We start from the raw sequence: 15899 nt of genomic DNA on the forward strand, positions 1-15899 counted from the left end.
GATGCTGTCGCTGAGTGAGGTGTCGGTGGCGTACGACGGGAAGGCGGCCGTCTCGGACGTCAGCCTGGAGCTGGCGGACGGCGAGGTGCTCGCGCTGCTCGGGCCGTCGGGGTCGGGGAAGTCGACGCTGCTGCGGGCCGTGGCCGGGCTGGAGCCGGCGACGGGCGAGATCAGCTGGGACGGGCGGGAGCTGCGCGGGGTGCCGACGCACAAGCGTGGCTTCGCGCTGATGTTCCAGGACGGGCAGCTGTTCTCGCACCTCAGCGTCGCGAACAACGTCGCGTACGCGATGCGGTTGCGCCGGATCCCGGCCGCCGACCGTACGAGGAAGGTCGCCGACCTGCTGGAGCTCGTCGGCCTGGGCGGCTACCAGGACCGCCTCCCGGGCACGCTGAGCGGTGGCGAGCGGCAGCGGGTCGCACTGGCGCGGGCGCTCGCGGTCGAGCCGAGGCTGCTGCTCCTCGACGAGCCGCTCTCCGCGCTCGACGCCGGGCTGCGGGAAAGGCTCGCGGGCGACCTGCGACGGATCCTGCACGAGGCGGGCACCACCGCACTGATGGTCACCCACGACCAGGAGGAGGCCTTCGCGGTCGCCGACCGGATCGCGCTCCTGCGCGACGGTCACCTGGTGCAGGCGGGGACCCTGCGGGAGGTGTGGGCGAGGCCGACGGACACCTGGGCTGCCCTGTTCCTGGGCTACGCCCGCGTGCTCGAGGGGCCGGCGGCGTACACGGTCCTGAAGGCCGCCGGGATGGCACCGGCCGGCGCGGTCGCGCTCCGCCGCTCGGCCTTCGTCGCCGACCCGGCCGGCCCGCTCACCGGCACCGTGGTCTCGGCCAGGGCCACGCCGGAGCAGCACCGGCTCGTCGTACGTCTCGACGATGTCGGTGAGGTCGACGCCGTCGCCGACTCGGCGCCGGCCCCGGGGGAGTCGGTCGCGCTGAGGGTCGAGCCGAATCGGCTGGCGATCCCCGCATCGGCCCAGGGATCAGGCACCCAGGAATCGGCAGAGCAACCACCGGCCACTTAGAATTAGCGGCTATGTATCGCCGCGCTCAGATCTTCCTCGTCAGCAGCGCGCTGATCTTCGGCCTGATCGCAGTCGTGACCGCGCAGATCGTCGACAAGCGCATGCTCGACCCGGAGGGCTTCCTCGGACCGTCCTGGCTCCGCCTTCCCCTCCTCGTCGGAGCTGCGCTCCTCGTCGACCTCGTGCCACGCACGCTGTGGTTGGCGAAGTTCAAGTGGAAGGACATGGGCCCGATCTTCAAGGAGCGGCTCCGCACCCACTGGACCCGTGAGCGGCTGACGCTGGTGGCGTTGGGCATCGTCTGCTTCTACCTGGTCTACGTCTGCTACCGGAACCTCAAGTCGTTCCTGCCGTTCGTGGTGCCGGAGACCTATGAGTTCGACCACGAGCTGCACCTGATCGACAAGGCGGTGCTCTTCGGCGCCGACCCGGCGATCCTGCTCCACGACGTCCTCGGCACCGGCTGGGTCGCCTGGTTCCTCTCCTACATCTACATGTGGTTCTTGCCGCTGGTGCCGTTCGCCGTCGCCGGCTGGCTGGTGTGGTCGCGCAACCTCGCCTACGGCTACTGGTTCGTGAGCTCGCAGTGCATCGCCTGGATCCTCGGCACGGTCTCCTACTACTGCCTGCCGACGGTCGGGCCGGGCCTGCAGTACCCCTACCTCTACGCGGACCTGCCCGAGACGCCGGCGAGCACACTGATGGAATCGCTGGTCTTCACCCGACAACACGTCCTCTTCGACGTGGACGCCAACGTCGTGCAGTCGGTCGGTGGCTTCGCCTCGCTGCACTGCGGCATCACCCTGCTGGTGGCGCTGATGATCCACGCCACGATCAACAACAAGATCGCCCGCTGGGCCGGCTGGATCAACTTCGGGATCACCGTCGTGGCGACCGTCTACTTCGGCTGGCACTACCTCGCCGACGACATCGCGGGCTGCATGATCGCGCTCGTCGCCTACTACTTCGGTGGCCTCGCGGCCGGCCAGAAGTTCCGGCGCAAGGGCGTGCGGCGACTCGTCGCGGAGTCCGACGAGATCGCCGACCGCGAGTCGAAGGTCGCCCACGAGCTGACCTGATCCGGGACCCGTCTCGGCTTAAGGTGGCGGTGTGACCGCCATCGATGCAGCCTCACTGACCGCACTTCTCGACGGGCGATACGCGGGAGTCCGGGAGGACGTACGCAAGTCCCTGATCGAGCGCGCCGACTTCCTCGACGAGGTCGAGGAACTGCCCCGGCCGGAGTATCGCGAACGCGTACGGGAGGTGCTCCTCGACGTCTCCGCGACCGGTCTGACCGGGCTCGGGTTCCCGAAGGAGTACGGCGGGGGCGGTGACGTCGGCGCCTCCATCGCCGCCTTCGAGGAGATGGCCGGTGGTGACCTGTCGCTGCTGGTGAAGTCGGGCGTGCAGTTCGGGCTCTTCGGCGGCGCGATCCTGCAGCTCGGGACCGCGCGTCACCACGATCGGTATCTCGCCGACATCGTCTCCGGGCGCCTGCTCGGCTGCTTCGCGATGACCGAGCACGGCCACGGGTCCAACGTGGCTGCCGTGGGGACCGTGGCCACCTACGACCCGGGTGCGCGGGAGTTCGTCATCGAGACGACCCGGGAGGATGCGTACAAGGACTACATCGGCAACGCCGCGGCCCACGGTGAGCTCGCGGTCGTCTTCGCCCAGCTCGTGGTCGGCGGCGAGGAGCGCGGCGTCCATGCTCTCGTGGTGCCGATCCGGGTGGACGGTGCGCCCGCTCCCGGTGTCCGGATCGAGGACGACGGACCCAAGATGGGGCTCAACGGCGTCGACAACGGACGACTGTGGTTCACGGGCGTGCGGGTGCCGCGTACGTCTCTCCTGAACCGCTTCGCCGACGTCACCTCGTCCGGTGAGTATGTGTCCGAGATCGAGTCCGCCGGGCGGCGCTTCTTCACCATGCTCGGCACGCTCGTGCAGGGACGCGTCTCGGTCGGCGGCGCCGGGATCCGGGCATCGGAGGTCGCGCTGACGATCGCGGTCCGCTACGCGCTGCGGCGCCGGCAGTTCGAGGCGTCGTCGGACGCCGAGGAGTCGCTGCTCCTCGACTACGGCCAGCACCAGCGGCGGCTGCTGCCGCTGGTCGCGCGGACCTATGCGCTGCGCTTCGCGCAGGAGGTCGTACGCGACGACCTGCACGACGTCTTCTCCGGCGTCGCGACCTCCGAGCACGCCCGGCGCGAGCTCGAGTCCCGAGCGGCCGGCACCAAGGCCCTGGCGACCTGGCACGCGACCCGGACGATCCAGGAGTGCCGCGAGGCGTGCGGCGGGGCCGGCTACCTGGCCGCCAACCGGTTCGCGGCCCTGAAGGCCGACACCGACGTCTTCACGACCTTCGAGGGCGACAACACGGTGCTGCTGCAGCTGGTCGCCAAGGGGCTGCTCACCGGCTACTCCAGCGAGTTCGAGGAGATGGACCAGCTGGACCTGGTGCGGTTCGTGGCCGGTCTCGCCGTCGAGACGGTCTTGGAGCGGACCGCCGTGCACAAGCTGCTCGAGCGGGTCCGCGACGTGGTCCCGGTCGCCGGGGAGCGGGAGCCTGACATCCTCGACTCCGACTACCACCTGGCGATGCTGCGCTTCCGCGAGGAGCACATGCTCGCCGGCGTCGCCCGGCGCCTCCAGTCGGGGGTCAAGGCCGGGCGCGAGCCGGGCGCGGTCTTCTCGACCGTGCAGGACCACGTCATCGGGGTCGCTCACGCGCACGTCGAGCGGCTGATCCACGAGGCGTTCCGGGAGAAGGTCCGCGTGCTCCCCGAGGGTCCCGTACGCGACCTGATGGACCTCCTCTGCGACCTCAGCGCCCTCTCTGTCATCGAGGCCGACCGCGCCTGGTTCATGGAGCACGGCCGCCTCTCCTCCGAGCGTTCCAAGGCCATCACCGCCGAGGTCAACCGCCTATGCCGCCAGCTGCGCCCGGACGCGCGGCTGCTCGTCGACGGCTTCGGTGTGCCGGAGGAGCTGCTGCGGTCGAAGGACCTGCTCGGCTGAGGGGGCGGATGTTCACCGAGGTAACTCGGTCGGCTGTCACTTACTTCGTGGAGTTCCACGAGGTAAGCGAGCGGCTACTGAGTTACCTCGGTGAGCATCCACCGGCGCATCGTGCGATAACGGGCCGCTGACTATCCACAGGTGACGTTCGGGCCCGGGTTATCCACAGCCAGCCGATATCTGGTCGGAAACATCGGCGTCGGGACGAACCCTGGATCGCATGGACCCACTACGAATCATCACCGACACCGAAGGCTTCTTCACCCGCCGTGAAGCCAAGAACGCAGGCTACGCAGATCGCGAGATCACCGGGGTCGTCCGTCAAGGCGCATGGCATCGGATCAGGCGCGGGGCATACGTGTTCGCCGACGAATGGGCAGCGCTCGACCCGGTTGGACGCCACCGAGTGCGTGCCCGGGCCGTGCAGCGTTCGCTGGGCAGCAAGATCGTGTTGAGTCATGCGTCCGGCATGGTCGCTCACGGGATCGACCTCTGGGGTGTGGACCTCGCCAAGGTGCATGTGACCAGGCTCGATGGTGCAGGAAGACCGCTCGAGGGAGACGTCGTCCATCACCTGGGCGCTGTCAGGGAGGACGAGATCGAGATGCGCGACGGGCTGCGTACGCTGCCTGCGGTGCGATGCGCCTTGGAGACGAGTCTCCAGGCCAACGACGAGGTGACTCAGTGCCTGCTCGATGCCGGCCTTCGAGCGAAGGCATTCACGAAGGAGGAGCTGATCGCCGAATACAAGCGGATGAACCAGTGGCCCTTCAGCCATCCGCTCGGAGCCGCTGTCGCACACGCCGATCCACTGTCGGGATCGATCGGGGAGTCGCGATGCCTGTGGCTCTTCCGCGTCGGAGGTCTGCCGCGCCCGGAGCTGCAGGTGCCGGTCTACCGCGCTGACGGTTCGCTGGTGGGCATCGTCGACTGGGCCTGGCCCCAGTTCCGGTTGTTCGGCGAGTTCGACGGCAAGGTCAAGTACGGAAAGCTGCTCAGGCCCGGCCAGTCACCCAGCGACGCGCTGTTCGAGGAGAAGCGGCGCGAGGACGAGATCCGAGAGATCACCGACTACCGTTTCGTGCGCTTCACCTGGGACGACCTGGACAGTCCCCGGCAAACGTTGGCTCGGGTCGAGTCCCGGATGCGGGTCGCCAGCTGAACAACGACGGGTGGTTGACTTGCCATGTGGCCAGGCTGATCCTCATCAACGGAATGCCCGGGGTAGGGAAGTCGACGCTCGCCAGGCGCTTCGCGGCCGACCATCCCGGCACGCTGGTGTGTGACATCGATCTGCTGCGCACGTTCATCAGCGGGTGGAGAGACGACTTCATCGGCGCCGGCGCACGGATCCGGCCCGCGGCGCTGGGGCTGATCCGCGGCTACCTCAGCGAGTCCGGCGACGTCGTGCTTCCACAGCTGTTCGCCAGAGTCAGCGAGCTCCGACGTTTCGAGAGGGCGGCGCACGACGTCGGCGCCGAGTTCGTCGAGGTCATGCTCGAGACCGTCGAGGACGACGCGCTACGCCGTTTCCACGGACGCGATGACGGCAGCGACCCCTGGCATCCGATCGTGAGGGAGATCGTGGCGGAGTCCGGTGGCGACGAGCACCTCCGTGCGTACGCCGCCAAGCTCGCCGACCTGGTGGCCCAACGCCCCGCGACCAAGGTCGTCCCGACCGTCGCGGGCGAGGTGGACGCGACCTACGACTCCTTGCGCGCCGCGCTGGGTGAATGCTGACCGAGTTACCTCGGTAAACGAACACTTCCCTCGTGGAACTCCACGAAGGAAGTGCGACTCGACCGAGTTACCTCGGTCAACATCCAACCGTCTCAGTGAGCGGTGTTCTTGAACCGGTCGATGGACGCAGCGATCTCCGACTCCGCGGCGGCCTTGCCGACCCAGTCGGAGCCCTTGACGGACTTGCCGGGCTCGAGGTCCTTGTAGTGCTCGAAGAAGTGCTTGATCTCGTTGAGCGTCCACTCGTCGACATCCGCGAGGTCCTGGATGTGGTCGAAGCGGGGGTCGCAGGGGACGCAGAGGACCTTCTCGTCCTGGCCCTGCTCGTCCTCCATGACGTACATCGCAACCGGGCGGGCCTCGACCAGCACACCCGGGAAGAGCGGGTAGGGGGTGAGCACCAGCGCGTCGAGCGGGTCACCATCCCCACCGAGGGTGTCCTCGATGTAGCCGTAGTCTGCGGGGTACATCATGGAGGTGAACAGCACGCGGTCGAGTCGAAGCCGGTTCGACTCGTGGTCCACCTCGTACTTGTTGCGGGATCCCTTGGGGACCTCGATCAGTACGTCGAACTCCTGCGTCACTTCTCTGCCTCCAGACAAACCCAAAAACGGAATGCCGGACAGTCTGACACCGATCAGCGTCAGATCCGGCATCGAGGAGGATATCCGTGGAGCCCCAAAGCGCGCCGAAGTGGCCTTCCGAGGAGCCGGAGGAGGGCCGCGGAAAGCTCGTGGTCGTGCTGCCGCTGGTGCTCGCGCTGCTGGTGGGAGTCGCGGCTGCTGCGTACGCCTTGGGGTGGGTCCGCTATGCCCGCGGCAACGTCGCGCCGACCCCTCCGCCGGCCCCGCTGAGCATCGCCGCCGTCAGCCCCGCGGCGGTCGCGGGCGAGCAGACCAGAGCCCCGGGAAAGCCTGATCAGGCCGCGCTGGAGCAGGTGATGCGGGAGATGGTCGGTGACAAGCGGCTCGGCAAGCACCTCAAGGCGGCGATCGCGCCGCTCGAGGGCGCTCCGCTGGTGAGCCACGGCACCGGGGCCGCGACCCCGGCGAGCGTCACGAAGGTGCTGACCAGCGTGGCGGTACTGGAGGCGTACGGCCCGGAGCGCCGGTTCGAGACCAGCACCACGCTCCAGGGGAGCACCGTCACCCTCGTCGGAGGAGGTGACGCATCTCTCAGCACCAGCGACCTCGACGACCTCGCCGCGGAGACGGCCCGGGAGCTCGGCAACACCAAGTCGGTGACTCTCGCCTACGACGACAGTCTCTTCGCCGGCCCGACGCTGAGTCCGACCTGGCGACGTACCTACCTGGGTGAGGAGGTCGGCGGGATCACCGCGCTGCTGGTCGACCACGGCGGCTCCCAGTCGTCGGGCTACAGCCGGGACCCGTCGATGCAGGCCGCCGAGCAGTTCAAGAAGGCCCTGGTCAAGCACGGGATCAAGGTCAACGGGAAGCCCGCGAGGGGGACGAAGGCAGGCACCCAGCTCGCCGTACGCCAGGGCGACACCCTGCGCGAGATCGTCGAATACACCCTGCAGCACAGCGACAACCAGCTCGCCGAGGTGCTCGCTCGCCAGGTCGGGCTCGCGGCGGGCACGCCGACGTTCGACGGGTCCACCGCGGCGATCACGGCCACCCTGAAGGACCTCGGCATCGACACCACCGGCCTGGTCCTCCTCGACGGCTCCGGCCTCTCCCGGCAGAACCGGATCCCGCCGACGCTGCTGGTGAGCACGCTCCAGACCGCCGCCAGCCCCAACCGCCCCGAGCTCGCGCCGGCGATGACGGGCCTCCCGGTCGCCGGCTGGGTCGGATCGCTCTCGCGGCGGTTCAACTTCGACGCCGAGCCGGGTCGCGGCCGCGTCCGGGCGAAGACCGGCACCCTCACCGGCGTCTCCGGGCTCTCCGGAATCGCGATCGACACCCGCGGCACGCCGTTCGTCGTCGTACTCATGGCCGACGGGTTCAAACCCGAGCAGACCCTGGACGTACGAGACGCCCTCGATGACGCGATCACGGCGGTCGCGACGTGTCGATGCTCGGCATAGGTCCGGTCGGCTACGGTCGTACGCATGACCCATCGTGCTGAGGACCCCGCCCCGTCCGGAGCGACCATGGTCGACTGGGACCTGGCCGTACGCCTCGGTGCGACGGTCGGCGGAGATGGCCCGATCGTCTCGCGCAGCGAGGCCCAGCACGCCGTCGAGGAGCTGCGCGCGGACGCCGCCAAGGCGACCGAGTTCGTACGCGCCTTCACCGGTCTGGACGCGCCCCGCGACACCGCGCCGGTCCTGGTGGTGGACAGAAGGGGCTGGATCCAGGCCAACGCCGACACCTTCGCCCACGTGATCTCGCCGGTGGTCGACCGGATCACCGCGAAGCGCACCCCGGGAGCCCTCACCCAGGCGGTCGGCTCCAAGATCAGCGCGGCCGAGGTCGGCGGCCTGCTCGGCTTCATGTCCTCGAAGATCCTCGGCCAGTTCGACCCGTTCTACGGGCCGTCGGGGCGGCTGCTGCTGGTAGCACCCAACGCCGTCCACGTCGAACGTGAGCTCGGCCTGGACCCGACCGACTTCCGGCTGTGGGTCTGCCTCCACGAGGAGACCCACCGGGTCCAGTTCACCGCCAGCCCGTGGATGCGCGACCACCTCTTCGCCCAGATCGAGGGCCTCTCCGAAGCGATGGACCCGGCCTCGATCTTCGACGGTGGACTGCAGCGCGTCACCGAGGCGCTCAAGGGCAACGGCAGCATCGTGGACGCGTTCGCCAAGCCCGAGCAGAAGGAGATCATCGACCGGGTCACCGGGATGATGTCGCTGCTCGAGGGCCACGCCGACGTGGTCATGGATGATGTCGGCCCCGGCGTGATCCCGAGCGTCACCACGATCCGCAAGGCCTTCAACAAGCGCCGCCAGGGCATCGGCGTACTCGACCGCCTGCTGCGCCGCCTGCTCGGGCTGGAGGCCAAGATGGCGCAGTACCGCGACGGCGCGAAGTTCGTGCGCCACGTGGTCGACCGGGTCGGCATGGAGGAGTTCAACGCCGTCTTCGCCGGCCCCGAGAACCTCCCGACCAAGGCCGAGATCGTCGAGCCGGACGCCTGGGTGACCCGGGTCCTGTGAGTCTGCACCCCTCCATCGCAGCCGTACGCCGCCCCGTCCGCGCGACGCTCGAGCGCCTCGAGCCGGGCGAGAAGGTGATCGTGGCCTGCTCCGGGGGAGCGGACTCCCTGGCGCTCGCGTCCGCCGCGATCTTCGAGGGCCACAAGCTCGGGCTGCACATCATCGGCGCGACCGTCGACCACGGGCTGCAGGACGGCAGCCAGGCACAGGCGGCGAAGGTCGTCGGACAGCTCGCCCAGATGGGCGTCGACGAGACCGTGACCGCGACGGTGGAGGTCAAGGCCGACGGTGAGGGGCCCGAGGCCGCGGCGCGCCAGGCCCGTTACGCGGTCCTCGACCAGCTCGCCGAGCGCCTCGACGCGAGCGTGATCCTGCTCGGCCACACCCGCGACGACCAGGCCGAGACCGTGCTGCTCGGCCTGACCAGGGGCTCGGGCGCGCGCAGCCTCTCCGGGATGCGAGCCGGCTTCGACCGCTATCGCCGTCCGCTCCTGGCTACGACCAGGATCGACACCGAGACCGCCTGTCAGGTCGAGGGCCTCGACGTCTGGCAGGACCCGCACAACCGCGACTTCGCCTACACCCGCGCGCGCATCCGCCACCGCGTCCTGCCCACGCTCGAGGAGGACCTCGGCCCAGGGGTCGCCGACGCGCTGGCCCGCACCGCCGAGCAGCTCCGCGAGGACGCGGACTTCATCGACGACATCGCCGAGGCGATGCACCGCGAGCTCGGCGGATCCCTCCCGGTCGAGACCCTCGCCGGGTATCCGTCCGCCGTCCGCACCCGGGTCCTCCGGATCGCTGCGATCGAAGCCGGCTGCCCACCGGCGGAGCTCACCCGTGAGCACGTGTTGGCGATCGACGGGTTGGTCACTGGCTGGCGCGGCCAGCGCTGGATCGACCTTCCCGGACACCGTCAGGCCGTACGTCGCGACGGCTCGATCCACATCCGACCTGCGTCGAGCGGGTCGTAAGCCGGACTTCTCAGGGTATTCCTGCACTTCTCTGGCATTGCAACGCCTGAGAAGTGCAGGGATACCCGGTGAACCGGGTATTCCGCCGCATGCGTCACCACCATCTAGAGTGACGGACATGGACACCGAGTACGTCGGCGACGACCTCGTGAAGACCCTGTTCACCCACGACGAGATCCAGGCGAAGGTCGAAGAGCTGGCCCGCCGGATCGAGAAGGACTACGAGGGTCAGGAGCTGCTGATCGTCGGCGTCCTGCGCGGCGCGGTGATGATCATGGCCGACCTCGCGCGCGCCCTGAACCGCCATGTCGAGATGGACTGGATGGCCGTCTCCTCCTACGGCTCCGGCACCAAGTCGTCCGGTGTGGTGAGGATCCTGAAGGACCTCGACACCGACGTCACCGGCAAGCACGTGCTGGTCGTGGACGAGATCATCGACTCCGGCCTGACCCTGACCTGGCTGACCTCCAACCTCACCAGCCGCGGCCCGGCGAGCATCGAGATCGCCACCCTGCTCCGCAAGCCCGAGGCAGTCAGCATGCCGGTCGACGTGAAGTACGTCGGGTGGGACATCCCCGACGAGTTCGTGGTCGGCTACGGCCTCGACTTCAACGAGAAGTACCGCAACCTGCGCGACATCTCGACCCTCGCGCCGCACATCTACAGCTGAGGCTGGAACTGAGTCGGCGAGCGCCTGCTGTTACGCCAACAGCGGAACCGCACAGATGGGGCGGGCACGATTTGGCGTGTACCGTCGTTCTAAATGACGTGCGCGCTGCCCTGCGTGCGTGTCTGACCCCGTAAACGGTTGAAAGAAGCCTGTGAAGCGCATATTCAAAGGTCCCTGGCTGTGGATCATCGTGGCAGTGCTCGGTGTGATCCTGGCGCTGCAGTATCTGGCCCCCCGCAACGGCGGCGACGAGATCACCACCAGCGAGCTGACCGAATACATCCAGGACGACAAGGTCAAGGAGATCACGTTCGTCGACGGCGACCAGGAGATCAAGGCGACCTTGGTCAAGGGCACCCGTGATGGCGGCTCCGAGGTCACGACCTCCTGGGTCGACGGTGACCAGGAAGCGCTCATCCAGATGGTGCGCAAGACCCAGGCCGAGGGCGACAACCTCAAGGAGTTCAACTCCGAGGTGGCCAAGCCCTCCGTGCTCGGCTCGATCCTGAGCTTCCTGCTTCCGTTCGTGCTGATCATCGTGCTGTTCCTGTTCCTGATGAACTCGGTCCAGGGCGGTGGGGGTCGCGGGGTCATGCAGTTCGCCAAGTCCAAGGCGAAGCTGATCACCAAGGACATGCCGAAGACGACGTTCGCCGACGTCGCCGGTGCTGACGAGGCGGTCGAGGAGCTCCAGGAGATCAAGGAGTTCCTGCAGGAGCCCGCGAAGTTCCAGGCCGTCGGCGCCAAGATCCCCAAGGGCGTGCTGCTCTACGGCCAGCCAGGCACCGGTAAGACCCTGCTCGCGCGCGCCGTCGCGGGCGAGGCCGGTGTGCCGTTCTACTCGATCTCCGGTTCGGACTTCGTCGAGATGTTCGTCGGTGTCGGTGCGAGCCGTGTCCGCGACCTGTTCGAGCAGGCCAAGGAGAACGCTCCCGCCATCGTCTTCATCGACGAGATCGACGCGGTCGGCCGTCACCGTGGTGCAGGCATGGGCGGTGGCCACGACGAGCGTGAGCAGACGCTCAACCAGCTCCTCGTGGAGATGGACGGCTTCGACGTACGCGGCGGGGTCATCCTGATCGCGGCGACCAACCGTCCCGACGTGCTCGACCCGGCGCTGCTGCGCCCGGGCCGCTTCGACCGCCAGATCCAGGTGGACGCTCCCGACCTCGCCGGTCGCGAGAAGATCCTGCAGGTCCACGCCCGCGGCAAGCCGCTCGCCGGCGACATCGACCTCGACTCGGTCGCCCGCCGGACCCCCGGGTTCTCCGGTGCCGACCTGGCCAACGTGCTCAACGAGGCCGCGCTGCTGACCGCCCGCGGCGACCAGAAGCTGATCACCAACAAGGCGCTCGACGAGGCCATCGACCGGGTCATCGCCGGCCCGCAGAAGCGCACGCGTCTGATGAGCGAGCAGGAGAAGCTCATCACGGCCTACCACGAGGGTGGCCACGCGCTGGTCGCCGCGGCCCTTCCGGGCCCGGACGTGGTCCAGAAGATCACGATCCTGCCGCGCGGCAAGGCGCTGGGCTACAACCTGGTCATGCCCGACGACGACCAGTACTCGCAGACCCGGTCCTCGATGCTCAACAAGCTCTCCTACATGCTCGGTGGCCGTGCCGCGGAGGAGCTCATCTTCCACGACCCGACCACGGGTGCCGGCAACGACATCGAGAAGGCGACCAACCTCGCCCGCGCGATGGTCACCCAGTTCGGTATGACCGAGCGCCTCGGTGCGATCAAGCTGGGTGAGTCCAACGGGGAGCCGTTCCTGGGCCGCGACATCGGTCACCAGCGCAACTACTCCGAAGAGGTCGCCGCCGTCGTCGACGACGAGACCAAGAAGCTCCTCGCCACCGCCCACCAGGAGGCCTTCGACATCCTCGAGGAGAACCGGGACGTCCTCGACAACCTGGTGCTGCAGCTCCTCGAGAAGGAGACGCTCTCCAAGCACGAGGTCGCCGAGATCTTCGAGCCGCTGCGTCGCCGCGACCCGCGTCCGGCCTGGACCGGCTCCGACACCCGCCGCCCCTCCGACCGCCCGGCGGTCGAGATCCCGAGGTGGATCGTCGAGCGCGACAAGGAGAACCTCGCCAAGGCGATCCGCGCGGCTGGGAAGCAGTCCGGCGTCCAGTCCGGCACCCAGTCCGCCAACGGTGTCGACGTCGCCAAGCCGACCGAGGCCGGCTCGCCCGAGGGCACCCCGCCCGCCTGATACTGAAGACATGTCCGACAACTTCGATGACGTAGCGCCCGTCCATGTCCCCGAGCGGGACGTGGCGGACGTACCGGTGTTCGACCAGAAGCGGGCCGAGGCGGCCGTGCGCGAGCTGCTCTACGCGATCGGGGAGGATCCCGATCGCGAAGGGCTGCTCGAGACTCCGGCCCGGGTCGCCCGGGCCTACCAGGAGGTGACCCGCGGGCTGCACCAGACGCCCGAGGAAGTGCTCACCACGACGTTCGACCTCGGCCACGACGAGATGGTCCTGGTCCGTGACATCGAGCTGTGGTCGATGTGCGAGCACCACCTGGTGCCGTTCACAGGTGTCGCCCATGTCGGCTACATCCCGGCGTCCTCCGGCAAGATCACCGGCCTGTCCAAGCTCGCCCGGCTGGTCGACGTCTACGCCAAGCGACCGCAGGTGCAGGAGCGGCTCACCACCCAGGTGGCCGACGCGCTCATGGCGCTCCTCGAGGCGCGCGGCGTCATCGTGGTGGTCGAGGCCGAGCACCTGTGCATGACGATGCGCGGCGTCAAGAAGGCCGGCGCCCGCACGATCACCAGTGCCGTACGCGGCACGATGCGCTCCAACGCCACCACCCGGGCCGAGGCGATGGCCCTGATCCGGGGCGGAACCCGCTAGCTCGCGGAGCGACGCAGCCGGCGGCGAACCCGTCGGACGAAGCCGCGCAGGCCCGCTCGTTCCTGGTGACGAGCGAGGTCTGTGCGCAGCTCGTCGATCAGGGCTCGCTGGCGGTCCAGGCGGCCGGCCTGCCGTTCGATCCGGGTCTGCTGCTTGCGCGTGGTCGCCTCGAGACCTGCGATCCGCTTGGCCTGGCTCTTCACCGACGCCGTGAGCTTCTTCTCGAGCTCCCGCTCGCGACGTTTGGCGGCGGTGTCGGCGTGCTCGGAGGCGAGCTTGAGCGCGTGGATCCGGTCCTCGATGCGCCGGAGGGCGTCATCGCCCGATCCGCGGAGCGTGGCGACAGGTGCCGCGGGCTCCAGCGCGGTGAGCTCGGCGTCGTACGCCGCACTCGTCTGGCCGGGCTGCGCGACGTTCGCCAGACCGGCGTCGTCCAGGAACGCGGTCAGCCGCTTCCAGCCGTCGGCGAGGCGGTTGTGGAAGCTGGTGAATTCGGCTGCCTGGTACAGCTCGTCGACCGTGGTCTCGAGCGTGATCGAGTCGAGCATCGTGTAGGGCAGGCCGTGGTAGTCGCACAGCTCCAGCACGCGTGAGTCGTGAGCGACGACCATGGCTGGGGTCCCGGCGAGCACCGCGGCCACGTTGCCGTGGATGCGCGTGCCGAAGGCGAACCGCTGGGTTGCCAGGAACCGCATCCATGAGCCGGCGTCGAGGAACATCCGGGTCCGGTCCTCGGCGTAGAGCCGGTGGTCGCGGTCGATACCGATCTCGGGCTGACGGTGTCGTCCCCACTGGAGCATCGCGAAGTCGTGGTGGGTCTGGCCGACGTACGTCATGCGCGGGTGTCGGTCGGCGAAGGCGTCGACGTACGTCTCGAACCAGGGCGCGGTCAGCGGGCTCATCGAGACGGCGATCGGGTCATCGTCGGCGATCGGGGTGGAGCGCTCGTCGCGGACGGTGAGGTCGGGGCCGTTGAGGTAGATCGACGGACAGCCGATGATCTCGACGTGCTCGTCGCCGTAGCCGAGCCGCCGCAGGTAGGCGGCGGTGATCTCGCCGCGTACGCCGACCTTCGAGGACCGTTCGAGGACGCTGTTCACGAATCGGCGATGGAGGGCGGCGAGCTCGTCGTCGGGAGCGGTGTCGAGGTCGTCGAGGGAGAGCTGTGCGCCGATGCCGACGATGGTGGTCGGGATCGTGAGCTGTTCGATGAAGGCGGTCAGCCGGGTCAACGGGCGGGTGAACTCCGGCCGGAGGGCGTTGGCCAGCGGTACCACGAAGTGGTCGTACTCGTCGTTGGTCGCCGCGACTTCGTCGGCGGTGAACGCGCGCCGCTCATGGACGAAGCGGTTCGCCACGATCTCAGTTCCGGGCACGCTGAGGAGCCGGTGTGTCGAGTCGGCGAAGAGGAGGTTGCCGACGTTCGTGCCGTAGAACCCGATGCCCCACGCTCGCGGGTCGCCCGCCTCGATCACCTCGAACGGGTCCCTCGCTGAGCGGAGCAGGATCTTGGCCACGATGCCTCCCTGGGTAAATGAGATGCCGGGCAGCCTGGCTGAGCGGGCCCGCCTGGTCAAGTCTGCCCTTCCGGCGTCGCCGGATAGGGTCGTGGCGTGCAGGTCATGGGAATCGTCAACGTCACGCCCGACTCGTTCAGCGACGGCGGACGTTTCTTGGCGACCGATGACGCGGTGGCTCACGGTCACGCGCTCCTGGAGCAGGGGGCCGACCTGCTCGACATCGGCGGTGAGTCGACCCGCCCAGGGGCGACCAGGCCGCTGGTGGCCGACGAGCTGGCCCGGGTGGTGCCGGTCATCGAGACGCTGGCCGAGGAGGGCGCGACCCTCTCGGTCGACACGATGCGTCCCGAGGTCGCCGAGGCGGCCCTGAAGGCCGGAGCGAAGATCATCAACGACGTCTCGGGCGGCCTGGCTGACCCGGGGATCCTCGAGGTCGCGGCCGACCACGGTGCGACGTACGTCGTGATGCACTGGCGCGCCCACGGCGCGGAGATGCAGCACCAGGACCATCTCGTCTACGCCGACGGCGTGGTCGCCACGGTCAAGGAGGAGCTGGAGCAGCGGATCGAGGCGGCGCGAGCCGCCGGGATCCAGGACGACAACATCGTGGTCGACCCCGGGCTCGGCTTCTCCAAGACGGCCGACGACAACTGGCGGCTCCTGGCGGGCGTGGAGGAGTTCCACAAGCTCGGCTTCCCCGTGCTCATCGGGGCCAGCCGCAAGACCTTCCTCGGCCGCCTGCTGGCCGCCCCCGACGGCACGCTGCGTCCGGTGACCGAGCGTGAGAATGCCCACGATGCGATCACCGTCTTTCTCGCGCAACGCGGCGTGTGGGCCACACGTGTTCATGACGTACGTGCCGCCAGGGACACCCTCGCGGCGGCAGCGAAACTGGAGACGACCGAGTGAGGTCGAGCGGCGAGCTTGCTCGTCCGCTCGCGCCGAGCGAGGGA

14 protein-coding genes are annotated in these 15899 nt (G+C 68.7%); 12 read left to right on the plus strand and 2 right to left on the minus strand.

Annotated elements, in window-relative coordinates; translation table 11 throughout:
- Window position 1 precedes the first annotated feature (1 nt).
- The 5 genes from OH802_RS05935 to OH802_RS05955 all read left to right on the plus strand — a co-directional run bounded on the left by OH802_RS05935 (window position 2) and on the right by OH802_RS05955 (window position 5794).
- On the plus strand, window positions 2-1030 hold the full coding sequence (locus tag OH802_RS05935; protein WP_406026026.1) for an ABC transporter ATP-binding protein: 1029 nt from the start codon (window positions 2-4) through the stop codon (window positions 1028-1030).
- Window positions 1031-1041: 11 nt separating this feature from the next.
- Window positions 1042-2109: a phosphatase PAP2 family protein gene (locus OH802_RS05940; protein WP_406026028.1), complete on the plus strand. Its 1068-nt coding sequence runs from the start codon at window positions 1042-1044 to the stop codon at window positions 2107-2109.
- Between the two features lie 31 nt (window positions 2110-2140).
- A complete protein-coding gene (locus tag OH802_RS05945) occupies window positions 2141-4054 on the plus strand; it encodes an acyl-CoA dehydrogenase (RefSeq protein WP_406026030.1) in 1914 nt (637 codons plus the stop codon).
- A gap of 220 nt (window positions 4055-4274) precedes the next feature.
- Window positions 4275-5216 carry a type IV toxin-antitoxin system AbiEi family antitoxin domain-containing protein gene (locus tag OH802_RS05950; RefSeq protein ID WP_406026032.1) on the plus strand — a complete coding sequence of 314 codons (942 nt, stop codon included), beginning with the start codon at window positions 4275-4277 and terminating at the stop codon, window positions 5214-5216.
- A gap of 26 nt (window positions 5217-5242) precedes the next feature.
- A complete protein-coding gene (locus OH802_RS05955) occupies window positions 5243-5794 on the plus strand; it encodes an AAA family ATPase (protein ID WP_406026034.1) in 552 nt (183 codons plus the stop codon).
- 92 nt (window positions 5795-5886) lie between these two features.
- Here OH802_RS05955 and OH802_RS05960 read toward each other — a convergent pair whose 3' ends face one another.
- On the minus strand, window positions 5887-6378 hold the full coding sequence (locus OH802_RS05960) for an inorganic diphosphatase (protein WP_350660226.1): 492 nt from the start codon (window positions 6376-6378) through the stop codon (window positions 5887-5889).
- A gap of 86 nt (window positions 6379-6464) precedes the next feature.
- Between OH802_RS05960 and dacB the strand changes: the two genes are divergently transcribed.
- The 6 genes from dacB to folE all read left to right on the plus strand — a co-directional run bounded on the left by dacB (window position 6465) and on the right by folE (window position 13426).
- Entirely contained in the window at window positions 6465-7844 is a 1380-nt protein-coding gene (dacB, locus tag OH802_RS05965; RefSeq protein ID WP_406026036.1) for a D-alanyl-D-alanine carboxypeptidase/D-alanyl-D-alanine-endopeptidase, read from the plus strand.
- A 24-nt stretch (window positions 7845-7868) separates the two neighbouring features.
- Complete coding sequence (locus OH802_RS05970; protein ID WP_406026038.1) at window positions 7869-8918, plus strand: zinc-dependent metalloprotease; 1050 nt, start codon at window positions 7869-7871, stop codon at window positions 8916-8918.
- The gene (gene tilS, locus OH802_RS05975; protein ID WP_406026040.1) at window positions 8915-9892 is read left to right on the plus strand and encodes a tRNA lysidine(34) synthetase TilS; all 978 of its coding nucleotides are present in this window, start codon (window positions 8915-8917) and stop codon (window positions 9890-9892) included. Before OH802_RS05970 ends, tilS begins: the two co-directional genes overlap by 4 nt.
- Before the next feature lie 118 nt (window positions 9893-10010).
- The gene (gene hpt / locus OH802_RS05980; RefSeq protein WP_141801736.1) at window positions 10011-10562 is read left to right on the plus strand and encodes a hypoxanthine phosphoribosyltransferase; all 552 of its coding nucleotides are present in this window, start codon (window positions 10011-10013) and stop codon (window positions 10560-10562) included.
- Window positions 10563-10713: 151 nt separating this feature from the next.
- Window positions 10714-12777, plus strand: a complete 2064-nt coding sequence (ftsH, locus tag OH802_RS05985; RefSeq protein WP_406026043.1) for an ATP-dependent zinc metalloprotease FtsH — start codon at window positions 10714-10716, stop codon at window positions 12775-12777.
- Between the two features lie 10 nt (window positions 12778-12787).
- Window positions 12788-13426 (plus strand): GTP cyclohydrolase I FolE, encoded by a 639-nt coding sequence (gene folE / locus OH802_RS05990; RefSeq protein WP_378817749.1) that lies wholly within the window; start codon window positions 12788-12790, stop codon window positions 13424-13426.
- On the opposite strand, the gene OH802_RS05995 is transcribed toward folE, so the two are convergent.
- On the minus strand, window positions 13423-14943 hold the full coding sequence (locus OH802_RS05995) for a polysaccharide pyruvyl transferase family protein (protein WP_406026046.1): 1521 nt from the start codon (window positions 14941-14943) through the stop codon (window positions 13423-13425). The genes folE and OH802_RS05995 overlap by 4 nt on opposite strands.
- 105 nt (window positions 14944-15048) lie before the next feature.
- Here OH802_RS05995 and folP point away from each other — a divergent pair, with 105 nt between their 5' ends.
- A complete protein-coding gene (gene folP, locus OH802_RS06000) occupies window positions 15049-15855 on the plus strand; it encodes a dihydropteroate synthase (protein ID WP_406029237.1) in 807 nt (268 codons plus the stop codon).
- Window positions 15856-15899: the final 44 nt, after the last annotated feature.

The organism is Nocardioides sp. NBC_00850, from assembly GCF_045207335.1.
Classification (GTDB): Bacteria; Actinomycetota; Actinomycetes; order Propionibacteriales; family Nocardioidaceae; genus Nocardioides.